22 protein-coding genes and 1 tRNA gene are annotated in these 25,418 nt (G+C 72.5%); 6 read left to right on the top strand and 17 right to left on the bottom strand.

Annotated features, from left to right (window positions below; genetic code table 11):
- Positions 1–140 precede the first annotated feature (140 nt).
- Complete coding sequence (gene rsmI / locus OG904_RS17765; protein WP_405492068.1) at positions 141–1,070, bottom strand: 16S rRNA (cytidine(1402)-2'-O)-methyltransferase; 930 nt, start codon at positions 1,068–1,070, stop codon at positions 141–143.
- A gap of 89 nt (positions 1,071–1,159) precedes the next feature.
- Here rsmI and OG904_RS17760 point away from each other — a divergent pair, with 89 nt between their 5' ends.
- Together OG904_RS17760 and OG904_RS17755 are read left to right on the top strand one after the other, a co-directional pair.
- On the top strand, positions 1,160–2,941 hold the full coding sequence (locus tag OG904_RS17760) for a dolichyl-phosphate-mannose--protein mannosyltransferase (protein ID WP_405492066.1): 1,782 nt from the start codon (positions 1,160–1,162) through the stop codon (positions 2,939–2,941).
- A gap of 144 nt (positions 2,942–3,085) precedes the next feature.
- Positions 3,086–4,726: a penicillin-binding transpeptidase domain-containing protein gene (locus OG904_RS17755; protein ID WP_405492064.1), complete on the top strand. Its 1,641-nt coding sequence runs from the start codon at positions 3,086–3,088 to the stop codon at positions 4,724–4,726.
- An 87-nt stretch (positions 4,727–4,813) separates the two neighbouring features.
- Here the strand turns inward: OG904_RS17755 and OG904_RS17750 are convergent, their stop codons facing one another.
- Genes OG904_RS17750 through OG904_RS17730 form a run of 5 tightly spaced genes read right to left on the bottom strand, consistent with a single transcriptional unit; the run spans position 4,814 to position 9,096 of the window.
- A complete protein-coding gene (locus tag OG904_RS17750) occupies positions 4,814–5,287 on the bottom strand; it encodes a YbaK/EbsC family protein (protein ID WP_405492062.1) in 474 nt (157 codons plus the stop codon).
- A 49-nt stretch (positions 5,288–5,336) separates the two neighbouring features.
- The gene (locus OG904_RS17745) at positions 5,337–6,494 is read right to left on the bottom strand and encodes a serine hydrolase domain-containing protein (protein WP_405492060.1); all 1,158 of its coding nucleotides are present in this window, start codon (positions 6,492–6,494) and stop codon (positions 5,337–5,339) included.
- Positions 6,495–6,522: 28 nt separating this feature from the next.
- A complete protein-coding gene (locus OG904_RS17740) occupies positions 6,523–7,281 on the bottom strand; it encodes an energy-coupling factor ABC transporter ATP-binding protein (protein ID WP_405492058.1) in 759 nt (252 codons plus the stop codon).
- Positions 7,269–8,030, bottom strand: a complete 762-nt coding sequence (cbiQ, locus tag OG904_RS17735) for a cobalt ECF transporter T component CbiQ (RefSeq protein WP_405492056.1) — start codon at positions 8,028–8,030, stop codon at positions 7,269–7,271. Before cbiQ ends, OG904_RS17740 begins: the two co-directional genes overlap by 13 nt.
- 1 nt (position 8,031) lies before the next feature.
- Complete coding sequence (locus OG904_RS17730) at positions 8,032–9,096, bottom strand: energy-coupling factor ABC transporter permease (protein WP_405492054.1); 1,065 nt, start codon at positions 9,094–9,096, stop codon at positions 8,032–8,034.
- A gap of 221 nt (positions 9,097–9,317) precedes the next feature.
- Here OG904_RS17730 and OG904_RS17725 point away from each other — a divergent pair, with 221 nt between their 5' ends.
- A complete protein-coding gene (locus OG904_RS17725) occupies positions 9,318–9,716 on the top strand; it encodes an SsgA family sporulation/cell division regulator (protein WP_405492052.1) in 399 nt (132 codons plus the stop codon).
- A 143-nt stretch (positions 9,717–9,859) separates the two neighbouring features.
- On the opposite strand, the gene OG904_RS17720 is transcribed toward OG904_RS17725, so the two are convergent.
- Together OG904_RS17720 and OG904_RS17715 are read right to left on the bottom strand one after the other, a co-directional pair.
- Positions 9,860–12,082 (bottom strand): MMPL family transporter, encoded by a 2,223-nt coding sequence (locus OG904_RS17720; RefSeq protein WP_405492050.1) that lies wholly within the window; start codon positions 12,080–12,082, stop codon positions 9,860–9,862.
- Positions 12,083–12,215: 133 nt separating this feature from the next.
- Positions 12,216–12,806 carry a TetR/AcrR family transcriptional regulator gene (locus tag OG904_RS17715; protein ID WP_405492048.1) on the bottom strand — a complete coding sequence of 197 codons (591 nt, stop codon included), beginning with the start codon at positions 12,804–12,806 and terminating at the stop codon, positions 12,216–12,218.
- A 208-nt stretch (positions 12,807–13,014) separates the two neighbouring features.
- Here OG904_RS17715 and OG904_RS17710 point away from each other — a divergent pair, with 208 nt between their 5' ends.
- Positions 13,015–16,314, top strand: a complete 3,300-nt coding sequence (locus OG904_RS17710) for a S41 family peptidase (protein ID WP_405492046.1) — start codon at positions 13,015–13,017, stop codon at positions 16,312–16,314.
- Between the two features lie 83 nt (positions 16,315–16,397).
- Here OG904_RS17710 and OG904_RS17705 read toward each other — a convergent pair whose 3' ends face one another.
- From OG904_RS17705 to OG904_RS17690, 4 genes are all read right to left on the bottom strand, one after another.
- Positions 16,398–16,562 carry a hypothetical protein gene (locus OG904_RS17705; RefSeq protein WP_405492044.1) on the bottom strand — a complete coding sequence of 55 codons (165 nt, stop codon included), beginning with the start codon at positions 16,560–16,562 and terminating at the stop codon, positions 16,398–16,400.
- Positions 16,563–16,648: 86 nt separating this feature from the next.
- Positions 16,649–17,533, bottom strand: coding sequence for an SDR family oxidoreductase (locus tag OG904_RS17700; RefSeq protein ID WP_405492042.1), 885 nt, complete (start codon positions 17,531–17,533; stop codon positions 16,649–16,651).
- Entirely contained in the window at positions 17,530–18,468 is a 939-nt protein-coding gene (locus OG904_RS17695) for an alpha/beta fold hydrolase (RefSeq protein ID WP_405492040.1), read from the bottom strand. The genes OG904_RS17700 and OG904_RS17695 overlap by 4 nt, the downstream gene beginning before the upstream one ends.
- Positions 18,465–20,255, bottom strand: a complete 1,791-nt coding sequence (locus tag OG904_RS17690) for a flavin-containing monooxygenase (RefSeq protein ID WP_405492038.1) — start codon at positions 20,253–20,255, stop codon at positions 18,465–18,467. Before OG904_RS17690 ends, OG904_RS17695 begins: the two co-directional genes overlap by 4 nt.
- A gap of 220 nt (positions 20,256–20,475) precedes the next feature.
- Between OG904_RS17690 and OG904_RS17685 the strand changes: the two genes are divergently transcribed.
- Positions 20,476–21,180 (top strand): MerR family transcriptional regulator, encoded by a 705-nt coding sequence (locus OG904_RS17685; RefSeq protein WP_405492036.1) that lies wholly within the window; start codon positions 20,476–20,478, stop codon positions 21,178–21,180.
- On the opposite strand, the gene OG904_RS17680 is transcribed toward OG904_RS17685, so the two are convergent.
- Positions 21,162–21,965, bottom strand: coding sequence for an exodeoxyribonuclease III (locus tag OG904_RS17680; RefSeq protein ID WP_405492034.1), 804 nt, complete (start codon positions 21,963–21,965; stop codon positions 21,162–21,164). The genes OG904_RS17685 and OG904_RS17680 overlap by 19 nt on opposite strands.
- A gap of 38 nt (positions 21,966–22,003) precedes the next feature.
- On the opposite strand from OG904_RS17680, the gene OG904_RS17675 reads away from it, so the two are divergent.
- A complete protein-coding gene (locus OG904_RS17675; protein WP_405492032.1) occupies positions 22,004–22,507 on the top strand; it encodes a GNAT family N-acetyltransferase in 504 nt (167 codons plus the stop codon).
- Between the two features lie 66 nt (positions 22,508–22,573).
- Here the strand turns inward: OG904_RS17675 and OG904_RS17670 are convergent, their stop codons facing one another.
- From OG904_RS17670 to OG904_RS17655, 4 genes are all read right to left on the bottom strand, one after another.
- A complete protein-coding gene (locus OG904_RS17670; RefSeq protein WP_405492030.1) occupies positions 22,574–23,305 on the bottom strand; it encodes a hypothetical protein in 732 nt (243 codons plus the stop codon).
- A 158-nt stretch (positions 23,306–23,463) separates the two neighbouring features.
- A tRNA-Ala gene (locus tag OG904_RS17665) sits at positions 23,464–23,537 on the bottom strand.
- Between the two features lie 77 nt (positions 23,538–23,614).
- Positions 23,615–24,631, bottom strand: coding sequence for a hypothetical protein (locus tag OG904_RS17660; protein WP_405492028.1), 1,017 nt, complete (start codon positions 24,629–24,631; stop codon positions 23,615–23,617).
- A gap of 160 nt (positions 24,632–24,791) precedes the next feature.
- Positions 24,792–25,406, bottom strand: a complete 615-nt coding sequence (locus OG904_RS17655) for a GNAT family N-acetyltransferase (RefSeq protein ID WP_405492026.1) — start codon at positions 25,404–25,406, stop codon at positions 24,792–24,794.
- Positions 25,407–25,418 lie beyond the last annotated feature (12 nt).

Genomic DNA, 25,418 nt, shown 5'->3' with positions numbered 1-25,418 from the left:
TGGTGCCATTGCCAGTGGACGCCTCTTCGGGCGGGAGCGCATCAGGCCCTGTCTAGTGTTGGACGGTCTTTGGGCGACTCATGCCCAAAGCGCCCGGTGCGCGGTCTGAGCTTTGCTTTTCAGGTTAGCTCTTTACCGACTCACGGCGACTTTTGTGCCGCGTTCTTTGCCGCGACGACCGCGTCGAAAACCTCGCGCTTGGGTACCCCGGCCTCGGCCGCGACCGCCGCGATGGCCTCCTTGCGCCGCTCGCCCGCCTCCTCGCGCACCCGTACCCGGTTCACGAGCTCCTCCGCGTCCACGTCGCCGGGGGCCGCCGCCGGGGCGCCCTCGACGACCACGGTGATCTCGCCGCGCACGCCCTCGGCGGCCCAGGCCGCCAGCTCGCCGAGCCCGCCGCGCTTGACCTCCTCGTAGGTCTTGGTCAGCTCGCGGCACACCGCCGCGCGCCGCTCGGCGCCGAAGACCTCGGCCATCGCGGCCAGGGTGTCGTCGAGCCGGTGCGGGGCCTCGAAGTAGACGAGGGTGCGGCGTTCGCCGGCGACCTCGCGGAGCTTGCCGAGGCGCTCGCCGGCCTTGCGCGGCAGGAAGCCCTCGAAGCAGAAGCGGTCGACCGGCAGCCCGGAGAGGGCGAGCGCGGTGAGCACGGCGGAGGGGCCCGGCACGGCCGTGACCTTGATGTCCTTCTCCACGGCGGCGGCGACCAGCCGGTAGCCGGGGTCGGAGACCGAGGGCATTCCGGCGTCGGTCACGAGCAGGACCCGCTTGCCCGCCTCCAGCGCTTCGACCAGCTCGGGGGTGCGCGCGGACTCGTTGCCCTCGAAGTACGACAGCACGCGCCCGGTGGTGTACACGCCCAGCCCCTGGGTCAGCCGGCGCAGCCGCCGGGTGTCCTCGGCGGCGATCACGTCGGCCCGCTCCAGCTCGGTCGCGAGCCGCGGCGGGGCGTCGGCGAGGTCGCCGATCGGCGTCCCGGCGAGGACGAGGACGCCCCCCGCGAGCGCGTCGGAGGGGGCCGGGGGAAGGGCCGGGGAGGGGGCTTCGGCGGAGCCGGGCTGGTCAGTGGTCACCGCCCCATCCTCTCAGCCGCCCCAACCGCCGCGCCCCAACGCTCCCGTCCCCCTGGGTGTGGCACAGCCTCGTTCCCTACGATGTGCCGGTGACCAGTACCGCGACGCCGCCGCCCAGCCCCGCGGGGGCCCCGCCCGCCACCGGGTCCGGGCCCCACCCCGGCCCCGCCGACCAGCCGTCCGCCTGGCTGCGCCGTCTGCGCGGCTTCGGCTACGTGCCGCCCGCCGGGGCGAAGCGGCAGTCGGACGTGCGCACCCGCCTGGTGCCGCCGTACGCCCGGCCCTCCGCGCAGTTGTGGGGCCAGCTGGGGATCGGCCCCGCCGCCGCGGAGAACTGGCAGCGGGTGCTGGCGTGGGCCGGGCCGCTGCTGGTGGCGCTGCTCGCGGGGGTGCTGCGGTTCGCCCACCTGGGCAGCCCGAAGGCGGTGATATTCGACGAGACGTACTACGCCAAGGACGCCTGGGCCACCGTCCGCCAGGGCTATGAGGCGAACTGGCCCAAGGACATCGACAAGTCGATCCTCGCCAACCCGGACGGGGTCCCCCTCCCGCTGGACCCGGGCTACGTCGTGCACCCGCCGGTCGGCAAATGGGTGATCGGCCTCGGCGAGTGGATGTTCGGCTTCGACCCGTTCGGCTGGCGGTTCATGACCGCGCTGCTCGGCACCCTGTCCGTGCTGATGCTGTGCCGGATCGGGCGGCGGATGTTCCGCTCGACGTTCCTGGGCTGCCTGGCCGGCCTCCTGATGGCGGTGGACGGCCTGCACCTGGTGATGAGCCGCACCGCGCTGCTCGACCTGGTGCTGATGTTCTTCGTGCTGGCGGCCTTCGGCGCGCTGGTCATCGACCGGGACCGGGCGCGGGCCCGGCTCGCGGCGGCGCTCCCGGTGGACGAGGAGGGGCGGACCCGCCCGGACGCCCGGATCGCGGAGACGCTGCGGCTGGGCTGGCGTCCGTACCGGCTGCTGGCCGGGGTGTGCCTGGGCCTGGCCTTCGGGACGAAGTGGAACGGCCTGATCGTGCTGGCCTTCTTCGGGATCCTGACCGTGCTGTGGGACGCGGCCGCGCGCCGCACCGCCGGCGCGGGCGCCCCGTACGCGGCGATGCTGCGCCGGGACGCGCTGCCCGGCTTCCTGTCGACCGTCCCCGTGGCGATCGCCGTCTACCTGGCCTCGTGGCTCGGCTGGATCCTCTCCCCCGACAACGGCAAGGGCGGCTACTTCCGCGACTGGGCCGCCAAGAACGACCAGCACAGCTCGTGGTCGTTCGTGCCGGAGTGGTTGCGGAGCCTGTGGCACTACGAGACGGAGGTCTACAAGTTCCACGTGGGCCTGACCTCGGGCCACACCTACGAGTCGAACCCGTGGAGCTGGCTGGTCCTGGGCCGTCCCGTCTCCTACTTCTACGAGTCCCCCGAGCCCGGCACCGACGGCTGCCCGGCGACGGAGACGGTCAAGTGCGCGCGCGAGGTGCTGGCGCTCGGCACGCCGCTGCTGTGGTGGGCGGGCTGCTTCGCGCTGCTGTACGTGCTGTGGCGGTGGTTCTTCCGCCGCGACTGGCGGGCGGGCGCCATCGCGTGCGCGCTCGGCGCGGGCCTGCTGCCCTGGTTCAACTACCAGGAGCGGACCATCTTCTACTTCTACGCGGTGGTCTTCGTCCCGTACCTCTGCCTGGCGGTGGCCATGATGATCGGCGCCCTGCTCGGCCCGGCCGGCTCCTCGGAACGCCGCCGCGCCCTGGGAGCGGTGGCGGCGGGCGTGCTGGTGCTCCTGATCGTCTGGAACTTCATTTACTTCTGGCCGATCTATACCGGCCAGTCCCTCCCCATGGACTCCTGGCGGGGCCGGATGTGGCTGGACACCTGGGTGTAGCGGGGTGGGTGTGACCCTGGTCAAAGTCCGCGACAAAACCCCTCGGCCGTGCGTCTGTTCTACGTAAGGTCTCCACCAGTGGCCCCCTGAACGCGTTCAGTGTTCATGACCGGGGGGCGTGGCACGGGGGATGGGGACAGTGGAATGAACGGGGCCGCAAAGGGCGCCATCGTCGGCGGGGCATTCCTCGCGATGCTGGGCGGAGCGGGATACGGGGTGTACGCGCTGGTGGGGGACGGCGGCGCGGACGGCGGCAAGAGCACGAGCGCCGCCGGACCCGCTGCCCCCGCCAAGGGCAGCGGGCCGGTCAGCGACAAGGACGCGGCGCAGACCGCCAGGGCGTTCTTCGCCGCGTGGTCGGCCGGGGACGCGCGGGCCGGGGCCGATCTGACGAACAACCCGGCGGAGGCCCAGGGCGCCCTGGGCGACTTCAGGAACAAGGCCTACGTGTCCAAGGTCGCCATCACCCCCGGCGCGCAGACCGGGACCACGGTGGCGTACTCCGTCGCGGCGGAGGTGACGTACGAGGGGGTCACCAAGCCCCTCGTCTACGAGTCCAAGCTCACCGTGGTCCGCGGCAACACCTCCGGGCTGCCGCTCGTCGACTGGCAGCCCTCGGTGCTCCACCCGCAGCTCCAGAAGGGCGAGAAGCTGCGCGGCGGCGCCCCGGCCAGCCCGCCCGTCAAGGCCGTGGACCGCAACGGCAAGGAGCTGACGGCCGAGAAGTACCCGTCGCTGCGCCCGGTGCTCGACAGCCTGCGCACGACGTACGGGAAGAAGCTGGGCGGCGCGAGCGGCGCCGAACTGTGGATCGAACCGGCCGCCCAGGACGCCCCGCGGCGGAGCCTGCTGACGCTGGTGGAGGGCACGCCGGGGCGGATCGAGACCGTCCTGGACGCGGACGTCCAGGCGGCTGCCGAGAAGGCGGTCCTGAAGTTCCCGCAGGCGTCGGTGGTGGCGGTCCAGCCGAGCACCGGGGACGTCCTGGCCATCGCCGACCACCGCGGGGACGGTTTCCCCGCGTCCATCAGCGGCGGGCGGGCGCCCGGCTCCACGATGAAGATCGTGACCGCGGCGATGCTGCTGGACCGGGGGCTGGTGTCGGCGGACAAGGTCGCCGAGTGTCCGCCGGAGGTGTCCTGGGAGGGCCGGACCTTCAAGAACCTCAAGGGCTTCAAGCTCGACAACGAGACCTTCGCGACGAGCTTCGCCCAGTCCTGCAACACCGCCTTCATCAAGCAGATCAAGCCGGTCCACGACATCGACGCCCTCCCGAAGGAGGCCCTGGAGGTCTTCGGCATCGGCGTCGAGTGGAAGGTCGGGGTGCCCACCGTCGACGGCAAGGTCCCGGACGCCACCGGTCCGGCGGCGGCCGCCGCGTACATCGGCCAGGGGCAGATCCAGATGAACCCCCTGACCATGGCCTCGATCACGGCGACCGCGCGGACCGGGGTGTTCCGTCAGCCGGTCGTCGTCGACGCCTCGATGGACGGCCGCCAGCTCGCGAAGGCCTCCCGGCGGATGAAGCCGGCGGTGGCGGCGCAGCTGGTCCGGATGATGAAGCTGACCGCCACGGACGGGACGGCCCGGGGCGCGATGGCCTCGGTCGGCGGCTCCGACAAGGGTGCGAAGACCGGCTCGGCGGAGGTCGACGGCGCGCAGAACCCGGACAGCTGGTTCACCGGCTTCAGCGGGGACGTGGCGGCCGCGGCGTTCGTCGAGGGCGGCGGCCACGGCGCCGACGCGGCCGGCCCGATCGTGGCGGCCGTACTGAACGCGGGCTGAGGGGCGGTCCCCGGGACGGTCACCGCCCCGGAGGCCCGCGCTCACCGCCCCCGGAGGCCCGAGCTCACCCCTCGCGGCCGGCCGCGCTCATTTCTCCCGTACGTCGGCCAGTGCGGCCCCCGCGTGGCGGATCAGCTCGCCCGGGGCCATCGGGAACACCGTGTGCGGGGTCCCGGCCGCCGCCCAGACCACCTCGTGGGCCAGCAGGGAACGGTCCGCGAGGACCCGGGTGCGGGTGCGGTGCCCGAAGGGCGGGACACCACCGATGGCGTAGCCCGTGGTCTCCCGGACCAGGGCCGCGTCGGCCCGGGTCACGGCGCCCGCGCCGAGCTCGCGGCGCACCACCTCCACGTCCACGCGCGAGGCCCCGTCCATGAGGACCAGGACGGGCACCCCGTCGGCCGCGAAGATCAGCGACTTCACGATCTGGCTGAGCTCGCACCCGATCGCGGCGGCCGCGTCGGCGGCGGTGCGGGTGCCGTCGGGGAAGCTGCGTACGTCCGGTTCGAGCCCCAGGGCGGCCAGGGCTTCGGCGAAGAGGGGGTGCGTGGTGGTCGTCATGCGGGCACGCTAACGCGGCGCCCGCCGGCCGGGCGAGACATTTGAGCGGTCACAGCGCCGAGCGCAGGGCGCGGACCAGTGCCTGGGCGCGGGGGTCGGCGGTGACCGACTTCGCGTGCGCGTTGGTGACGTAGCCGAAGCCGATGCCCGCCTCCGGGTCCGCGAAGGCGAGCGAGCCACCGCGACCCGGGTGCCCGAAGGAGGCCGGGGACAGCAGCGGCGAGGCCGGGCCGTGCAGCATGTAGCCGGGTCCGAAGCGCGTGTTGACCACCAGCACCCGGTCCGGGCCGGAGGAGAACTCCTTGCCGGCGAGCGCGGTGGTGGCCGGGGTGAAGATCCGCGCGCCGTCCTCCACCACCCCGATGGTGGCGGCGTAGAAGCGGGCCAGGGCGCGGGCCGTGCCGATGCCGGCCGAGGCGGGCAGTTCGGCCGCGCGGTAGGCGGGGTCGTTCTCGTCGGGCAGGGGGTCGATGGCCGCGAAGGCGCGGCGGGTGAGGGAGTCCGGATCGGCGTAGGCCTCGGAAACGTTTCGCCTCGGCCGGGTCCTGAGCATCCCCGCGCTCTCCGGCGGCTCGACGGGCGCCACCCGCCCCACCCGGTGGGCCTCCGTCTCGGGCAGGCCGATCCAGAAGTCCAGGCCCAGCGGCTCCGCTATCTCCTCGGCCAGGATGCCCGCGAGCGAGCGGCCGGTCGCCCGGAGCACCAGCTCGGACAGCAGCCAGCTGAACGTCTGCGCGTGGTAGCCGTGCTCGGTGCCGGGCTCCCAGAAGGCGCGCTGGGCGGCGACCGCGCGCGGCCCGGAGACCCCGTCGGCGGCCTCGGCCACGGTCAGTCCGCGGTCCAGGGCCGGAACTCCCGCGCGGTGCGCGAGCAGGTCCCGGACCCGGGCCCGCTCCTTGCCGCCGGCCTTGAACTCCGGCCAGTACGACCCGACCGGCGCGTCCAGGTCGAGCAGTCCGCGCTGCTGGAGCAGGAGCGGGACGGCGGCGGCCACGCCCTTGGTCGCGGAGCGGACGATCTGCGCGGTGTCCTCGGCCCACGGCTCCGTGCCGTCGGCGTCCTTGGTGCCGCCCCACAGGTCCACGACCTTGCGCCCGTCGCGGTACACGGCCACGGCCGCGCCGCGGTCCCCGAGCACCTGGAAGTTGCGTACGAACGCGTCCCTGACGGGCTCGAAGCCCTCCGCCACCACACCCTGGATGTCCACGGCCGGTCCAACAACCTCCGACCGGCGCTTATGCCACCGCGACCGAGCGCGGGTCGAAGCCGAAGGGCAGCTCCAGCCGGTGCGCGCGCATCAGCTCCTCGTCGCACAGCACGTCCTGCGTCCGCCCGTCGGCCACGATGGTCCCCTCGCTGAGGATCACCGCGCGCGGGCAGAGCTCCAGCGCGTAGGGCAGGTCGTGGGTCACCATCAGCACGGTGACGTCCAGCGAGCGCAGGATGTCCGCGAGCTCCCGCCGCGACGCCGGGTCCAGGTTGGAGGACGGCTCGTCGAGCACGAGGATCTCGGGGCGCATGGCCAGTACGGTCGCCACCGCGACCCGGCGGCGCTGCCCGAAGGACAGGTGGTGCGGGGGCCGGTCCGCGAAGGCGGCCATGCCGACCTGTTCCAGGGCGCCGCGCACCCGCTCCTCCAGCTCGGCGCCGCGCATCCCGGCGGCGGCCGGGCCGAAGGCCACGTCCTCCCGCACGGTCGGCATGAACAGCTGGTCGTCGGGGTCCTGGAAGACGATGCCGACCCGGCGGCGGACCTCGGCGAGGTTCCGCTTCTCCACGGGCAGCCCGGCCACGCTCACCGAGCCGACGCCGCCGGCGAGGATGCCGTTGAGGTGGAGCACGAGCGTGGTCTTGCCGGCGCCGTTGGGGCCGAGCAGTGCCACCCGTTCGCCGTGCCCGACGGTCAGGTCGACCCCGAAGAGGGCCTGGTGGCCGTCGGGGTAGGCGTAGGCGAGGCCGGAGACTTCCAGAGAGGGTGCGTTCACAACGTCCATCCCATCAGACAGACGGCGAGTGCCGTCACCGGGAGTGCGGCCGCGTACGCCCACTGGGTGCGGGTGGCGGCCACTTCGTCGATCACCGGCATGGAGCCGGCGTAGCCGCGGCTGACCATCGCGAGGTAGACCCGCTCGCCGCGCTCGTAGGAGCGGATGAACAGGGCTCCGGCCGTCTTGGCGAGGACGCCCCAGTGCCGGATCCCGCGCGCCTCGAAGCCGCGGGAGCGCCGTGCGATGGACATCCGGCGCAGCTCGTCGGTGATGACGTCGCCGTACCGGATCATGAACGAGGCGATCTGGACGAGCAGCGGCGGCAGCCTCAGCCGCTGCAGGCCCAGCAGCAGGGCCCGCAGTTCGGTGGTGGAGGCGAGCAGTACGGACGCGGCCACCCCGAGGGTGCCCTTGGCCAGCACGTTCCAGGCGCCCCAGAGGCCGGAGACGCTGAGCGACATGCCGAGGAACTGCACCCGCTCGCCCTCGGCCACGAAGGGCATCAGGACGGCGAAGGCGACGAAGGGCACCTCGATCAGGAGCCGGCGCAGCAGGAAGCCGGCCGGGATCCGGGCCACGGCCGCGGCCGCGGCGACGAGGAGGGCGTACAGGCCGAAGGCCCACACCGCTTCGCGCGGTGTGGACACGACGACCACCACGAAGGCGAAGGTCGCGGCGAGCTTGCAGTGCGGCGGCAGGTCGTGGACCGGGGAGTGCCCGTGCCGGTAGAGCTTGTGGGCGTGGCCCGCGCCCATGTCAGGCGACCGGTACGGCCGTGGAGGCGGCCGTCAGGTCGGCGGCGCGGCGACGCCGGACGGTCCAGAAGATCCCGGTGCCCACCACGACGGTCGCACCGACGCCGATGACCCCGGCGAGGCCGCCGGAGAGGCGGGCGTCGGAGACGTCCTTGACGCTGTAGTCGGCGAGCGGGGAGTCCGCGGCGGCGTGCTCGGTGACCTTCTGGTCGATGCCCTTGTCGGCGGCGACCTTCTCCAGGCCGTCGGGGCTGGCGGAGGCGTAGTAGGAGACGAAGCCGGCCAGGGCCAGCGCGGTGACCAGGCCGGTGATCCAGACGGGCTTCGTGGAGCGGGCGGCGAGGCCGGCCGGAGCCGGGGCCGGGGCGGCGGCGGGGGCGTCGACGAGTTCGCCGCCGACGCGCAGCTTCAGCGGGGCGGACAGGCCGCGGGCGCCGTGCACGAGGTCGGGGCGTACCGCGATCACGGCGCCGACGGTGGCGGCGGTGATGGCGGCCTCGCCGATGCCGATGAGGACGTGGACGCCGACCATGGCGCCGAAGACCTTGGTCAGCGGCACGTCGGTGGTGCCGCCCACCGCGTAGAAGAGGGTGAACATGACGGCGGCGCCGGGGACCGAGAGCAGGGCTCCGGCGAAGGCGGCGACGGTGACCGAGCGGCGGCTGTCGGGCAGCAGCTTCACCAGGCCGCGGAAGACGGCGTAGGCGACGACCACGGTGACGACGGCCATGTTCATGACGTTGACGCCGAGGGCGGTCAGGCCTCCGTCGGCGAAGAGGACGCCCTGCATGAGCAGGACCACGGAGACGCACAGCACGCCCGTGTAGGGGCCGACGAGTATCGCGGCGAGCGCGCCTCCCAGCAGGTGGCCGCTGGTCCCGGCGGCGACGGGGAAGTTCAGCATCTGGACGGCGAAGATGAAGGCGGCGACGAGGCCGGCGAGCGGGGCGGTGCGCTCGTCGAGCTCCCGGCGGGCGCCGCGGAGGCTGACCGCCACGGCTCCGGCGGCGGCGACACCTGCGGCGATGGACACGGGGGCATCGATGAAGCCGTCGGGCACATGCATGGTTCTGCTCCGCTTCCTGCGGTCCGTTGAGCTGGGGCCTTGAGCTGGGGCCTTGAGCTGGGGCCTGAGCTGACAAGGTCTTTAACCGTTCAAGAATAGGGCCTAATTGCGAATCGTTGGCAAGAGCGCAGGCGTCACAAATAGGTCCGCGCGGATTCGTGGGAATGTGCGAGGCTGGGGGCAATACGGAAGTAAATGTTCCGATTCGAGGAGTCTTGTCGATGTCAGCCACCGCCGAGAATCCGTCCGCCAGTGCCACGGCACCCCTCGTCGAGGAACGCGTGCGCGCCCGGGTCATCACCGACGACCCGCTCTACCGCGCCATTCCGGTCTCCCTGCGCTTCGTCCCCGACGAGCCACTGGCCGTACGGATCGTCTTCCCCGCCGATCTGTCCCCCCAGGGCACCGACAACGAGTGGGTCTTCCCCCGCGCCCTCCTGGAGGCCGGTCTCCAGGCGCCGACCGGGACCGGTGACGTACGCGTCTGGCCCTGCGGGCGCGTGCAGGCCGTGGTCGAGTTCCACTCCCCCGACGGCGTCGCGGTGGTCCAGTTCGACATCGCCGGGCTGCGCCGCTTCCTGCGCCGTACGTACGCGCCCGCGCCCGCGGCCACCCGTTAGGCCCAGCCCGGTCCGAGCGGTCCGACCGGCCCGCCCGGCCCCACCGGCCCGGGCACGCGGCAGCGCACACACGGCAGCGCGCACACGGGAACGGCCCCGCACCATCCGGTGCGGGGCCGTTCCTGCGTACTGGGCGCTGCCGGTCAGGCGTTGACCAGCTCGCGGTCCTTGTCCGGGCCGTCGGAGCCGTCGGAGTCGTCCGCAGAATCCCCGAGGTGCTTGCGCAGGCTCTCGCCCTCCACGTCCACGTTCGGCAGGATCCGGTCCAGCCACTTCGGCAGCCACCAGGCCTTGTGGCCGAGCAGCGCGAGGACGGCCGGGACGATGGTCATCCGGACGACGAACGCGTCGAAGAAGACGGCGACGGCCAGACCGAAGCCGATCATCTTGACCATCTGCTCGCTGGCGCCGATGAAGCCCGAGAACACCGCGATCATGATGACGGCCGCGGCCACGACCACCCGGGCGCTGTACTGGAACCCGGTCACCACGGCCTGGCCCGGCCGCTCGCCGTGGACGTACGCCTCACGCATGCGGGTGACCAGGAAGACCTCGTAGTCCATGGCCAGGCCGAAGACCACGCCCACCATGAAGATCGGCATCATCGACATGATCGGGCCGGTCTGCTCCACCCCGAAGAGCGAGCCGAGCCAGCCCCACTGGAAGACCGCGACGACGGCGCCGAGGGCGGCGACCACCGAGAGCAGGAAGCCGAGGGCCGCCTTGAGCGGGACCAGGACGGAGCGGAAGACGAGCATCAGGAGCAGGAAGGCGAGGCCGACGACGAGTGCCAGGTAGGGCAGCAGAGCGTCGTTCATCTTCTGCGAGAAGTCGATGTTCATCGCGGTGGCGCCGGTGACGAGCACGTCGCCCTTGCCCCCGCTGCCCGCGCGGATCTGATGGACCAGGTCCTCGGTCTCCGCGGAGGACGGCCGGTCCTTCGGGACGACCGTGATGACGGCGGCGTCCTTGGCCTCGTTCTGCACGGGCGGCATGACCGCGGCCACGCCGTCCAGGCCCTTGATGCGGTCGACCGTCTTGTCGGCGAGCGCCTTGTCCCCGTCCACGACGACCATCAGCGGGCCGTTGAAGCCGGGGCCGAAGCCCTCGGAGAGCAGGTCGTACGCCTGGCGCTGGGTGGTGGACACCGGCTGGGCGCCGTCGTCCGGGAGGCCCATCTCCAGCTTGCTCGCCGGGATGGCGATGATGCCGAGGCCGATCACGCCCGCGAGCAGCACCATGACGGGGCGGCGCAGGATGAAGCGGGCCCAGCGGGTGCCGCCGTTGGCCTTGGGTTCGGCGCCTTCGGCGGCCGGCTTGCCCTTGCCGAACAGCTTGCTCTTCGTACCGGCGGGCAGCACCTTCTTGCCGGCGAATCCGAGGATGGCCGGGACCAGCGTCAGGGCGACGAGGACGGCGATGACCACGGTGCCGGCGGCGGCGAAGCCCATCTTGCTGAGCATCGGGATGTTGACCACGGACAGGCCCACGAGGGCGATGACCACGGTCAGACCGGCGAAGACCACAGCGGAACCGGCGGTTCCGGCGGCCCGGCCGGCGGCCTCGTCACGCTCGCGGCCCTCGGCGAGCTCCGCGCGGTAGCGGGAGACGATGAAGAGGGCGTAGTCGATGCCGACGGCGAGGCCGATCATCATCGCGAGGGTGGAGGTGGTGGAGCCGAGGTCCAGCACGTTGGCGAGCGCGGTGATGGTGGAGATGCCGATGCCCACGCCGATCAGCGCGGTCAGCAGCGGCAGACCCGCCGCGATGAGCGAGCCGAAGGTGATGACGAGGACGATCGCGGCGATCGCGATGCCGATGATCTCGCCGGAGCCCGTCTCGGGGGCGGCCATCAGGGCGTCGCCGCCGATCTGGACGTTCAGGCCGTCGGCCTTGGCGGCCGCACCGGAATCCTTGAGCGCGTCGCGGGTGGCGTCCGTCAGCTCCATGCCGCTGACCTTGTACTTGACGCTCACGTACGCGGTGGAGCCGTCCTGGCTGACGGCCTTGGCCTCGTACGGGCTGGTGACCGAGGAGATCTGGTCCTTGCCCGGGCCGTCCTTCAGGTCACTGACGATCTTCTCGACCTGCGGCTTGACGGCGGCGGAGTCGACCTTCTCGCCGGCCGGGGCCTTGATCACGATGCGGGCGGTGGCGCCGTCGGCGGCCATCCCCGGGAAGCGCTTGTCCAGCAGGTCGAAGGCCTTCTGGGCCTCCGTGCCGGGTATGGAGAACGAGCCTGAGGTGGGTGCGGATGCCGAGGCCGCGCCGAAACCGGCGGCGAACAGCAGCGCAACCCAGACGAGGGCGACGAATCGGCGGCGCCTGAAGGCGCCCCTGCCGAGTCGGTAGAGGAAGGTGGCCACGTCGGTGGTTCTCCCGTTCGGGTCGTGGGATGGATCAGGGCATGGAATGCCGGTCCGACGACGAGAGCGGCGTGTCAGGAGCAGCAGGAATCGAGCGCGGGGACGGTGCGGATTCCCCCCTGGGGAGGGGGGATCAGACGCCGAGGGCGGGGAAGACCACGGCGTCGACGAAGTCACCGAGGAAGCGCCGGTCCACGGACCGGTCCTCGATGAGCGGGAGCGCGATGAACGCCCCGATGAGCATGTGCGGCACGAAGGCCAGGGCCGGACAGTCCGGGGCGATCTCGCCCCGGTCCACGGCACGCTGCAGCATCACCTGCAGACCGGTGATCTCCGGGTCGACCAGCAGTTCCCGCAGCGCCTTGTGGAGCTCGGGGCTCTCGTGGACCGCATGGGTCAGGCCCCGCATCAGAGCGGTGTCCTTCGCCATCTGGGCGTCGTCGGAGTTCTGGACCATGACCGCGAAGTCCCCGCGGAGGGTGCCCGTGTCGATCTCCCGCAGGGAGACCGGCTGGGTGCACCGCAGGGCCTTGGCGACCAGCTCGGGCTTGCTCCCCCACTGGCGGTAGAGGGTGGCCTTGCTGGACTTGGTACGGGCGGCGACCGCGTCCATGGTCAGCGCCTCGTAGCCGACCTCGCGCAGGAGGTCGAGGACCGCCCCGTGGAGTTCGGCTTCCCGCTCGGGGGTGATCCGGCTGCGGCGCGACATGACTTCTTCGACCATCTCGCGTCTCCTCCCGACCTTGCCCAACCGAACGAAACTGTTTCGTACGGTTAGACCATACCCCTGCGCCAAGCGAAACGAAACCGTTCCGTTTCGCTCTGGGAGTGGTGTCGGTCACGCGCCGCCCACCCCGCGCCACGCCCGCCGGCACGCCCATGGATCACCTGTACGAGTTGCCAGCCCCCCTCCGCGCGGAAAGCATTGGGGTGTGAGTCACGACGCGGCGTACCTCCGGTTCCCCCATCTCCACGACGATCTGCTGTGCTTCGCCACCGAGGACGACCTCTGGGTGGCTCCCCTGGTTCCGCCCGGAGAGCCCGCGGGCCGGGCCTGGCGGATCACCGTCGACCGCACCCGGGTGGGCCACCCCCGTTTCTCCCCCGACGGCAAGCACATCGCCTTCACCACCTGGCGCAGCCTCGACCCCGAGATCCACCTCGCCCCCGTCGCGGGCGGCCCGGCCCGCCGCCTCAGCTACTGGGGCTCCACCGACACCCGGGTCTGCGGCTGGACCCCGCCCGACAAGGACGGCCGCAGCGACATCCTGGCCGTCTCCTCGCACGCCCAGCCCTTCTCCTACTACTCCTGGGCCTACAGCCTGCCGACGGACGGCAGCCCCGGCGGCCGCCTCCCGTGGGGGCCCGTCTCCGACATCGCCGTGCACGAAGACCCCCCGGACGGGGACGGCGCCCCGGGCGAGCGGCGCACCCTGCTGCTGTCCGGCAAGCCACCGCACGAGCCCGCCGCCTGGAAGCGCTACCGCGGTGGCGCCACCGGCCGGCTGTGGCTGCACGGCGAGCGGCTGCTGGAGGGCATCGAGGGGCACCTGGACTCCCCGATGTTCGTGGGGGGCCGCATCGCCTTCCTCTCCGACCACGAGGGCATCGGCAACCTCTACTCCTGCCTGCCCGACGGCACGGACCTGCGACGGCACACCGACCACGAGGAGTTCTACGCCCGGCACGCCTCCAGCGACGGCTCCCGGGTGGTCTACCAGTGCGCCGGCGACCTGTGGATCGTGGAGTCCCTGGCCGAAGGCGCCTCCCCGCGCAAGCTGGAGGTTCGCCTCGGCGGCCCCCGCGCGGGGCGCCGCACCTACCAGGTCCCGGCCGCCAGTCACGTCGACTCCCTCTCCGTGGACGCCACAGGGCGGGCCAGCGCCGTCGTCGTGCGCGGCAGCCTGTACTGGCTCACGCACCGCGACGGGCCCGCCCGCACCATCGCCGACACCCCGGGCGTCCGGGTGCGGCTGCCCGAGATGCTCGGCAGCGGCGGGCAGGTGGCGTACGTGACGGACGCGGAGGGCGAGGACGCGATCGAGATCGCCTACCTGCCCCGGGCCTCAGGGGACCGGGAGCCGCGCCGGCTCGCCTCGGGCGCGCTGGGCCGCGTACTGGAGCTGCTCTCCGATCCGGAGGGTGAGCGGCTCGCGATCGCCTCCAATGACGGCCGGCTGCTGCTCATCGACGCGACCGAGGAGTCCAACGGGGAGGCCAGCGAGCTGGTCCGGTCCGACAACGGGCCCGTCACCGACCTCGCCTTCTCCCCCGACGGCTGCTGGCTGACCTGGTCGCACCCGGGCGTCGGCCGCTCGCTGCGCCAGATCAAGATGGCCCGGATCTCGGGCCCCGGTGCGCACACGGTCGTGGACGTGACCAACGGCCGCTTCGAGGACGAGAACCCGGTCTTCACCCGGGACGGGCGCTACCTCGCCTTCCTGTCGTGGCGCGGTTTCGACCCGGTCTACGACGTGCACACCGGCGACCTGTCCTTCCCGCTGGGCTGCCGCCCGTACCTGGTGCCGCTCTCCTCGGCCACCCCCTCCCCCTTCGCGTTCTCCCCCGACGGGCGTCCGGCGGCGGGCGGACTCGACCCGGTCGAGGGGGAATCGGAGTCGGGCGACGGCGCGGTCACCGTGGAGATGGAGGGCCTGGAGAGCCGGGTGACCCCCTTCCCGGTGTCGGCCTCCAAGTACTCGGCCCTGTACCCGGTGAGCGGTGGCGGTCTGGTCTGGCTGCGCTGGCCGATCTCGGGCGCGCTCGGCGAGACCTTCGCCAACCCCGCCGACACCAGCGGCAAGCCCACGCTGGAGTACTTCGACCTCACCAAGGCCCGCAAGACGGAACTGGCCTCCGGGCTGGACTGGTTCGCGGTCAGCGGCGACGGCACCCGGCTCGTCGTCAACGACGACGGTGATCTGCGCGCGGTCCCGGCGACCGAGTCGGGCGACACCGACTCCACCGTCTACCTCGACCTGCGGCGCATCCTGCACGAGGTGGACCCGGCGGCCGAGTGGCGCCAGGCCTTCGAGGAGGCCGGGCGGCTGATCCGCGCGTACTTCTGGGAGCCGCAGATGTGCGGGATCGACTGGGCCGGGGTGCTGCGCCAGTACCGCCCCCTGGTCGAACGGGTGGCCTCCCCCGACGAGTTCGCGGACCTGATGCGCGAGGTGCTCGGCGAGCTCGGCACCTCGCACGCCTACGTGTCCCCGGCCCGCCGCAACGAAGGGCCTCCGCACTACCAGCGGGCCATCGGCCTGCTCGGCGTCAACCTCTTCCCCCGCGACGGCGCCTGGGTCGTCGGCCGGATCCTGCCCGGCGAGTCCTCCGACTCCAAGGCCCGCTCCCCGCTCGCCGGCACCGGCATCCGGGAGGGCGCGGTCCTCACCCACGTCGACGGCCGGCCGGTGGACCCGGTCGCGGGGCCGTACCCGCTGCTGTCCGCCGCGGGCGGCACCACCGTGGAGCTCACCTTCGAGCCCGCGGAGGGGCAGGGCCGCGCCCGCCGGGTCGCGGTCGTACCGCTGATCGACGAGCGGCCGCTGCGCTACCAGGACTGGGTGGCCAAACGCCGCGCGGTGGTCCGGGAGAGCAGCGGCGGCCGGTGCGGCTACCTGCACATCCCCGACATGGGCGGCTCGGGCTGGGCGCAGTTCAACCGCGACCTGCGGGCGGAGATGTCGAAGCCGGCCCTGATCGTGGACGTACGCGGCAACGCGGGCGGGCACATCAGCGAGCTGGTGGTGGAGAAGCTGACCCGCTCGATCCTGGGCTGGGACCTGACGCGCAACGCGCAGCCGGTCTCCTACGCCTCCAACGCGCCCCGGGGGCCGATCGTGGCGCTGGCCGACGAGGCGACCTCCTCCGACGGGGACATGATCACGGCGGCCTTCAAGCTGCTGGGGCTCGGCCCGGTCGTCGGCCAGCGCACCTGGGGCGGGGTGGTCGGCATGACCGGCCGGCACACCCTCGGCGACGGCACGGTGATCACGGTGCCGATGAACGCGGCGTGGTTCCCCGAGTACGGCTGGTCCGTGGAGAACCAGGGCGTGGAGCCCGACCTGCCGATCCTGCGGACCCCGCTGGACTGGGCGGAGGGACGGCACGCGCAGATGGACGAAGCCGTGGACCTGGCGCTGGAGCTGCTGGAGCAGGACCCGGCGGCGGTGCCGCCCGGCTACACGGACGTACCGGACCGGCGGCGGCCGAAGCTGCCGCCGCGGACGTGACCGCGCGGGGCGCGACCCCGTAGGACATGGCTGAGGGGTGCGACCCGCGAACGGCGGGTCGCACCCCTCAACCCCGTACGGACCTAGCTGTCGAAGTTCTCGTCGAAGGTGTCACGGGCCTTGTCCTTGGCCTGGTCAGCGGCCCGCGAAGCACGCTCGGACGCCTCGTCCTGCTTGCCGGCGGCCGCGGCCTTCGCCTTCTCCGCGAGGTCCCTCGCCTTGTCCTGGAACTGGTCCTTGATGCCCATGTGTCCTCACTCCTGAATCGGTGCTCGGTAAGGGGAACCCGACCAGGCTTGCACAGGGGAACATACGGCGCATTTCGGTCATGATGTCAGGGGGTCCGGGTGCGTTCCTGCTCGTCCGCCGCCCCGCCGGCCCCCACGAGTCCCTTGGAGACACCGGCCAGTCGCGGCTCGAACCGCTTCATCTCGCGCTGTCCGACGGAGGAGATGATCCCGGGCAGGTACCCGCGGACCCCCTGCATGCCGCGCAGCCACCACTGCGCGTACACGTGCGCGGAGCGCCGCTCGATGCCCGCCACGATCCGGTCGACGGCCGGCCCCAGCGGGTACGTCCGGTTCGACGGCCACGGCAGCCGCTGGCGCAGTTCGCGCATCACCTCGTCCTGGTCGGCTCCGCGCACCATGTCGGTGTCGGTCCAGGACAGGTAGCCGACACCGACCTTGACGCCCTTGTAGCCGACCTCGGCGCTCAGACAGTGGGCGAAGGCCTCGACCCCCGACTTGGAGGCGCAGTACGCGCTCATCATCGGCGCCGGGGTGATCGCGGCGAGCGAGGCTATCTGCAGGAAGTAGCCGCGGCTCTCCATCAGTACGGGCAGGAAGGCGCGGGCGGTGACGGCCCCGCCGATGAGGTTGACCTCGATGACCCGGCGCCAGGCGTCGGGGTCGGAGTCGGTGAACGGCCCCCCGGACGCGACGCCCGCGTTGGCGACGACGATGTCCACCTTCCCGAAGCGCTGCTTGACCTCCTGCGCGACCCGGGCCATGGCCTCGTGGTCGGTGACGTCGGCGTACCAGTGGTCGCTGTCGGTGTGCAGCCGTTCGGAGACCTCCTTGAGGGCCTCCGGCTCCAGGCCCACCAGGGCCACCTTCGCGCCGCGCGCGGAGAGTTTGCGGGCGAGCAGCTCGCCGACCCCGCGGGCGGCGCCCGTGACGACGGCGACCTGGCCTTCCAGATTCCTGCGAGCACTCACGGGGTCTTCTCCTTCGCGGGCCGGTGGTTGGGTCGGACGTACAGTTCGGCGAGCTCGCGCACGGCGGCGGTGACGGCTTCCGGGGCCTCCATCGGGGTCATGTGCCCCATCCCGGTCAGCTCGGTCAGCCCCACGCAGTTCGGCAGTGCGGCCGCCAGCCCCCGGGCGTGCACGATCGGTGTCAGCCGGTCGCTCTTGCCGCCGATGACGGCGGTGGGCACGGTGAGCGCGGCCAGCTGGGCGTCGAGGTCCAGCCCGGCCAGCACCTGCGACCACGCGTGGCGCACCCGGGTGGGGCAGGCGTGCACGATCCGGGCGCAGGCCTCGACCTTGTCGGGCGCGGAGCCGGGGCCCATCGTGGCGTACTTCAGCACCTTCCTGGCGGCGGGGGTGACCGGCCCGAGCGGGACCCGGGCTCCCAGCACCGCCCCGGTGATACGGGTCCTCGCGGGCCCGGCGCGCCACGGCAGGACCCGGGCCTCCGCGACCAGCCGGCCGCTGCCGGTGCTGCACAGCAGCGCGGCCGCGACGTGCTCGGCGAACTCCGGCCGGGCGGCGGCGGCCATGACCGTCATCCCGCCCATGGAGTGGCCCGCGACGACGGCCTTCTCCCCGGGGGCGAGGGCGGCCCCCAGCACCGCGACGAGGTCGTCGGCGAGGGCGGTGGTGCTGCAGCCGGAGCCGGCGGGGCTGCGCCCGTGGCCGCGCTGGTCGTAGGCGACGACCCGGTGTCCGGATGCCGCCAGGGCCCGTATCTGCGCGGCCCAGAAGGCGGTGGAACAGGTCCAGCCGTGCGCGAGCACGACGGCCGGGTCCCCGTCCTCGCCGTGCACCTCCGCGTGCAGCCGCGACCCGTCGGCGGAGACGACGACCAGCTCACGCCGGGCGACCGGCGGCGCGTACGGCCCGGCGGTGACATGCGCCGGCCGCCTCACGCGGCACCACCCTGCACCGCTTCGGCAGACCCAGCCCCGCCGGGGGTCAATCCAGCCCCGCCGGCGTTCGAACCCCCGCCGGGGGTCAATCCAGCCCCGCCCGCATTCGAACCCCCGCCGGGGGTCAATCCAGCCCCGCCGGCGTTTGAGGCGCGGGGGTCCGGGGGCAGCGCCCCCGGCGACGGCGCCGCACCCGCGGACCCCGCCCGGCCCCGGCCCCGCTTCGCCGCGCCGCCGCCACCGGCAGCCACCGCCACTGCCACCCGGTCCCGCTCGCGCTCCCGCCCCCGTACGACCTCGTACTCACCCAGGTCCACGCGAAGCGTCTCCTTGCGGAACTCTCCCGTGGTGCCCGGCCAGACGGTGGTGTTGCGCCCCTGCGCGTCCAGGTACCAGCTGGTGCAGCCGCCCGTGTTCCACACCGTCCGCTCCATGCGCGTCTGGACGTGCCGGTTCCAGGTGTTGACCGCCGAGGGCCTGGCGGCCAGGGCGACCTTGCCCCCCAGGACCCCCAGCTGGCGCATGTAGTCGGCCATGTAGTTCAGCTGCGATTCGATCATCAGGATCATCGAACTGTTCCCGAGCCCGGTGTTCGGCCCGATGATCGTCATCCAGTTCGGGAAGCCCGCCGCGGTCGCCCCGCGCAGCGACTGCATCCCGTCCTTCCACACCTCCGCGAGGGTCTTGCCCTCCACGCCCACCACCCGGTCGGCGATCGGCATGTCCGTGACGTGGAAGCCGGTGCCGAACACGATCGCGTCGGCCTCGGTCTCGGTGCCGTCGGCGGCGACCAGCACCGAACCCCGGATCTCCTTCAGCCCGGAGGCGACGAGGTCCACGTTGGGCCGGGCGAGCGCCGGGTAGTACTCGCTGGAGAGCAGGATCCGCTTGCAGCCGATGCGGTACGAGGGCGTCAGCTTGGCCCGCAGCTCCGGGTCCTTGATCGAGCGCGCCATGTTGGCCTTGGCCAGGGACTCGATCAGCCCGAGCTGATTGGGCCGCTTGGTGAAGGCGCTGACCTGGAGCTCCCGTATCCCCCACAGCAGCCCCCGGCGCGCCGCCCGGGTGAAGGGGAGCTGACGGTGGAGCCAGCGCTCGACGGAGGTGATGGCCCGGTCGGTGCGCGGCATCACCCACGGCGGGGTCCGCTGGAACAGCGTGAGCCGCTCCACCCCGGGGGCGATGGCGGGGACGATCTGGATGGCCGAGGCGCCGGTGCCGATCATGGCGACGCGCTTTCCGCGCAGGTCGTAGTCGTGGTCCCAGCGGGCGGAGTGGAAGACCTTGCCGGGGAAGCCGGCGAGCCCGGGGATCTCCGGCATCTTCGGGTCGGACAGCGGCCCGGTGGCGGAGACGACCACATCGGCGGTGAGTTCCCCGCCCGAGGTCTCTATCTCCCAGTGCATCGCGTCCGCGTCCCAGCGCGCCATCCGCACCTCGTGGTTCAGCCGGATGTGGCGGCGCAGTCCGAAGGTGTCGGCGACGTGCTCCAGGTACTCCCGGATGGCGGGCTGCCCGGAGAAGGTCCGCGGCCAGTCGGGATTGGGCGCGAAGGAGAACGAATAGAGGTGGGAGGGCACGTCACAGGCGCACCCGGGGTAGTTGTTGTCGCGCCAGGTGCCGCCGACGGAGTCGGCGCGCTCCAGGACGACGAAGTCCGTGATCCCCTCGCGCCGCAGCCGCACCGCGGCGCCCAGTCCGCCGAACCCGGATCCGATCACCGCCACCCGTACGTGCTCGCGTACGTCCTCGCGTACGTGCTCTCGTACGTCCTCGCGCTCGTCCATGCCACCGCCCCTGCCGCCCATGCCCGCCGCCTTCGGATTCCCATGCTGCCAGCAATCACTGGCACAATCGGGAGAGTAGAGCAGCCCCGTACTCATGGGTAGGGGTCGAGCCGGGAAAGTTACCGCGAGTACGCCCTAGGCTTCGCTCGTGCCGGACAACGCGACGCAGGACACACCGCAGACAGCGGAAGCACCGCAAGCAACGGGAGCGGGGACCACAGTGCGCGAATACCGCACGGAGGAGCTGGCCGAGGCCGCCGGCATACCCGTACGCACCCTGCGCTTCTACCGGGAGCGCAAGCTCCTGCCGCCGCCCCGCCGCGAGGGCCGCATCGCCTGGTACGACGAGCACCACCTGGCCCGGCTGCGCACCGTCGCCGCCCTGCTGGAGCGCGGCCACACCCTCGGCGGCATCGCCGAGCTGACCGTGGCCTTCGAGAACGGCCGCGACGTCGGCCAGCTCGGCGAACTGCTCGGCATCGGCTGGTCGGAGGAGACCCCGGTCCGCCTGACCCCCGAGGCCCTCGCCGACTACTTCGAGGGCGAGGTCACCCCGGAGAACCTGGCGGCCTCGCTCGACCTCGGCTACCTCGCCACCGACGGCGAGGAGATCGTCCACGTCAGCCGCAGGCTGCTGGACGTCTCCTCGGCGCTGGTCCGCGAGGGCGTACCGCTCTCCGCCGTCCTGGAGGCCGGCCGGGCGGTGCGCGAGCACGCGGACGCGATGGCGGCCCTGTTCGCGGAGCTCATCACCACGCACATCTCGCAGGACGCGGTCCCGCGCCTGCGCCCCCTGGCGAAGAGCGTGGTCGAGGCGGAGCTCACGATGGCCATGGACCGGCTGCGCCCGCCGGCCCAGGCCGGCCAGCCCGGCCAGCCCTCTCAGCCCTCTCAGCCCTCTCAGCCTCAGACCCCGAGCTCGTAGGCCACGGTCACGGGCGCGTGGTCGGACCACCGCTCGGGGTGGGTCTCGGCGCGCTCCACGAACGCCTTGACGGCCTTGGCCGCCAGTCCCGGCGTCGCCACGTGCAGATCGATCCGCCAGCCGGCGTCGTTGTCGAAGGCCCGCCCGCGGTAGGACCACCAGGAGTACGGCCCCTCGGTGTCCGGGTGCAGGCTCCGCACGACGTCCACGTAACCGGCGGCGTCGTACACCTCCCCGAGCCATTCGCGCTCCTCGGGCAGGAAGCCGGCGTTCTTCCGGTTGGTCTTCCAGTTCTTCAGGTCGGCTTCCCGGTGGCAGATGTTCCAGTCGCCGCAGACGACGACCTCGCGCCCGTCCGCCGCGGCCCGCGCCCTGAGCTCCTTCAGGTAGGTGAGGAACTCGCCCATGAACCGGTACTTCTCGTCCTGCTTCTCGGTCCCGGCCTCCCCGGAGGGCAGGTAGAGGCTGGCCACGGTCACACCGGGCAGATCGATCTCCAGGTACCGGCCCGAGTCGTCGAACTCCTCGCTCCCGAATCCGACCTGCACCCGCTCCGGCGCCCGGCGCGTGTACAGCGCGACCCCGGCCCGCCCCTTCGCGGCGGCCGGTGCGAACACGGTGTGCCAGCCCTCGGGCGCCCGCACCTCCTCCGGAATCTGACCCTCCTCCGCCCGCACTTCCTGCAGGCAGACGACGTCGGCGTCCGACCCGGCGAGCCACGGGGAGAACCCCTTCTTGGCGGCGGCGCGGATCCCATTCACATTCACGGAGGTCACGATGAGCATCCCTGCACGATAGCCGGAGCGTTCCGTAGGCTGTCCGGATGTCTCAGGAGATCCAGCTCCGCGCGGTGTCGTACGACCACCCGGACGCGGTCAAGCTCAACGACCAAGTGCAGATCGAATACCAGGTGCGCTACGACGGCGAGGGCGATGTCACATTCCTCGACCCGGCGATGTTCGTCCCGCCCGCCGGCCTCTACCTCCTCGCCTACGACGCCTCCGGCGCGCCGATCGCCAGTGGCGGCTGGCGCGCGCACGAGGCGAACGACGAGGGCTACGCGGACGGCGACGCCGAGCTGAAGCGCATGTACGTGGTCCCCGAGGCCCGCGGCCTGGGCCTCGCCCGCCGCATCCTGGCCGCCCTGGAAGCCGACGCCCGCGCGGCCGGCCGCATACGCATGGTCCTGGAAACGGGCGACCAGCAGCCGGAGGCCATCGCCCTCTACCTCTCCGAGGGCTACACGATGGCGGCCGCCAAGTTCGGCCACTACCGCTTCCACGACTCCAGCCGCTGCATGACCAAGCCCCTGAACCCGACCGCCTGAACCCGGACCCACCCCCGCCGCGCCGCCCCGGAACCCCCGGGAGGCGCGGCGGCCCGGCCCGGCCGGTCAGCCGCCCGCGGCCGCGTCCACCGGCTCGGGACGCTCCGAAGAGAACTGCGCCACGGCAGCGGGCATGAACGCCATGACGGTCTCCATCTCCGCCGGGGTCAGCGTGAGGACGGTGCTGATGACCACGAGCGAACTCCCCACGCGCACGACGGTCGCGTCGGCACGGTCCGAGCGACCCGTGGCACGGTCCGTCACCGTCCCCCGCACGACGAGGCTCTCGTCTCCGAGCCGGGGCCCGTCGGCCACGGCGAAGCCGGCCGTATCGGGGGGCTCCCATTCCGCGGTTCGCAGATCCACGCTCGCGCACCGGGCCACCAGCTCCCGCATGTCCCGCATCGCCCGGTGCGCGCCGTCGCCCGGGAACGAATAGAGCTTCTCCGCGCCGGAGATGACGCCGTTGTCCACGGTGTGCCCGCCGCTGAACGCGGCGGTCGCGGAGGCGGACGCCGCCGCCGTGGTCGCGTCCACGACGGTCTGCCCGTCGAGGAGCCCCTCACAGGCCGGCGGCGGCACCGAAGCCGCCGCGCCCCCCTGCGCTTTCCCGTCCGGGCGGTCCGCCACGGAGGCCCAGCCGCCCGGCAGCGCCGCGGGCAGCAGCCGCGTCCGCAACTCGGCGGCGGGCATCGGCCCCTGCACCTTCGGCTGTTGGGCCTTCGCCGGACCCCCGCACCCCGCGACCGCCGCGAGCAGCACGAGCCCGACCACGTACCGAACCCCGTCACCGGTCACTTCAACGCCCCTCCCCCACCCCGCAAAAGTCACGGCCATGACTTTAGGCCAGGAGGCACATGGGCCCAGGACCCCACAAACGCCGAGATCCCGCCCAGCCTTTCGGCTGAACGGGATCTCGAGACGATCCTTGAGAGCTACTCAAGAACTGTCGTTTGTGGACCTGTGGGGATTTGAACCCCAGACCCCCTCGATGCGAACGAGGTGCGCTACCAGACTGCGCCACAGGCCCTTGCGACGTGTGAAACATTAGCATCCCCGCGCGGGTGCTCCAAAACCGATATCGGGAGCGTCCGCGCAGGTCATAGATCACTCGTTCGCGGCGCGCGGGCGGTCGTCGCCCTCGTACTGGTCGAACAGGGGCGTACGGGCCGCATCGCGCGCGCGGCCGCGGGGCGCCGGGGGCGCCGGCTGGGCGCGCAGGCGGGGTTCCGTCGGCTCGGCCGTGCTGGAACGGGTGGCGCTCCACGGGTCCGGGGTGGCCGGGCCGGTGGCGCGCGGGGCGACCGGGGCCGTCACGTACGTCGGCAGCGGGACCGGGACGGGCTCCCAGCTGTCACCGCGGGCGGGGCCGCGCTCGCGTTCGCGCTGCTGGTCCACCCACTCGGCGTGGTCGGTCTGCTCGACCAGGGCGCGCCGGCCGGCCTCCTGCGGGGAGACGGGTGGCGCGGGGTCCGGGTCGGAACCGGCCGCGGCGGTGTCCTCGGAAGGGCGCCGCCGGGGGCGGTTCTCGCGCAGGCGGCGGGCGGCGGCCTCGGCGCGCCGCCGGTCCATGGTGAACTCGTAGCGGCGCCGCTCCTGGACCCGCAGGTGCACGATGTACGTGCTCAGCAGCAGGGCGGGGACCGCCGGGGCCCACAGGTACTGGAGTCCGCCGACGGCGGCGACGACCGCACCGAGGGTGAAGATCAGGAAGAGCAGCGCGGTGGTGCGCCGGCGGCGGGCCAGGACGACCAGGCGCTGTTCGCGGCGGGCCCGTTCCGCGCGGTCCGCCCGCTCGGAGGCGGCCGACCTCGGCTCCGACCTGGTCGGCGGGGGCACGACAACGGCCCGGGCGTCGGCGGCGTCCACGGTGTTCACCGTTTCCGTCGCGGCGTCCGGGTCCGCGGGGGGCTGGGACCACGCCTCCTCGTCACCGCGCTCACGCAGCCCCTTGGCGTAACGGCGCTCCATTCCCGCCCGGCCGGAAAGCAACCTGATGGCAGTGGAGAAGCGTTCCGTCGGACGGGCTTCGTTCAGCTCGTCCTGCCTCCGGAGCCACATGGGCACCAAGTAGGCGGCCCAGGCCCCGACAATGACTGCGTAGATGAGGCCGCTGCTGCTCACACCCCACACCGTAGAGGGACGCGGCCGGGCGGATCCGCCAATTGGGACGGCGTGTCGCGCGATCTCGCTGATATCACGGACTTTTTTTGTGATTCTTCGGATCAGGTTATGGGCGAATCGGTCACCGAGCGAAAGAATTCGAACATATATCTGATTGGCATTAGGTCTGCGACGCGGGACCGTGCGGATGGCGCTCCCGGTGCCAGCGGCGCAGCAGCCCCTCCCGCACCTCCTCCACCGTCAGCGCGTACACGAGGTGATCACGCCACGCGCCGTCGATGTGCAGATAACGGGGCCGCAGTCCTTCCTCGCGGAATCCCAGTTTCTCCACGACCCGCCGGCTCGGTCCGTTCTCCGGCCGGATGCACACTTCGATCCGGTGCAGCCCGACCTTGCCGAAGCAATGGTCCACCGCCAGCGCGACCGCCGTCGGCATCACGCCCCGGCCCGCCACCTCGCGGTCCACCCAGTAGCCGACGTGGCCGGCGCACATGGAGCCCCAGGTGATCCCGGCGACCGTCAGCTGACCCACCAGGCGCCCCTGGTACTCGATGACGAACGGCAGCATGCGCCCCGCGTTCGCCTCGGCCCGCAGATGGCGGACCATCTGGCGGTACGTCGGCCGCTGGATCACCGGCCCCCAGGGAGCGGGCGGCGGGATGGTCGCCTCCCACGGCCGGAGCCAGTCGCGGTTGCGGCGGTTGACCTCGCGCCAGGCGGCCTGGTCCCGCAGTTTTATCGGCCGGAGCGTGACGTCTCCGTCGGTGAGCACCACCGGCCAGGACGG

The sequence above is a fragment of the Streptomyces sp. NBC_00096 genome, assembly GCF_045041305.1.
Classification (GTDB): domain Bacteria; phylum Actinomycetota; class Actinomycetes; order Streptomycetales; family Streptomycetaceae; genus Streptomyces.
Note: the sequence above shows the minus strand (reverse complement) of the source record. Positions and strands in the feature narration are given on the sequence as shown.

Excerpts from the sequence above, each read along its gene's own strand:
- OG904_RS17755 (WP_405492064.1), top strand. The coding sequence starts at position 3,086 with ATGAACGGGGCCGCAAAGGGCGCCATCGTCGGCGGGGCATTCCTCGCG.
- OG904_RS17750 (WP_405492062.1), bottom strand. The coding sequence starts at position 5,287 with ATGACGACCACCACGCACCCCCTCTTCGCCGAAGCCCTGGCCGCCCTG.
- OG904_RS17740 (WP_405492058.1), bottom strand. The coding sequence starts at position 7,281 with ATGGACGTTGTGAACGCACCCTCTCTGGAAGTCTCCGGCCTCGCCTAC.
- cbiQ (WP_405492056.1), bottom strand. The coding sequence starts at position 8,030 with ATGGGCGCGGGCCACGCCCACAAGCTCTACCGGCACGGGCACTCCCCG.
- OG904_RS17730 (WP_405492054.1), bottom strand. The coding sequence starts at position 9,096 with ATGCATGTGCCCGACGGCTTCATCGATGCCCCCGTGTCCATCGCCGCA.
- OG904_RS17725 (WP_405492052.1), top strand. The coding sequence starts at position 9,318 with ATGTCAGCCACCGCCGAGAATCCGTCCGCCAGTGCCACGGCACCCCTC.
- OG904_RS17715 (WP_405492048.1), bottom strand. The coding sequence starts at position 12,806 with ATGGTCGAAGAAGTCATGTCGCGCCGCAGCCGGATCACCCCCGAGCGG.
- OG904_RS17705 (WP_405492044.1), bottom strand. The coding sequence starts at position 16,562 with ATGGGCATCAAGGACCAGTTCCAGGACAAGGCGAGGGACCTCGCGGAG.
- OG904_RS17690 (WP_405492038.1), bottom strand. The coding sequence starts at position 20,255 with ATGGACGAGCGCGAGGACGTACGAGAGCACGTACGCGAGGACGTACGC.
- OG904_RS17680 (WP_405492034.1), bottom strand. The coding sequence starts at position 21,965 with ATGCTCATCGTGACCTCCGTGAATGTGAATGGGATCCGCGCCGCCGCC.
- OG904_RS17675 (WP_405492032.1), top strand. The coding sequence starts at position 22,004 with ATGTCTCAGGAGATCCAGCTCCGCGCGGTGTCGTACGACCACCCGGAC.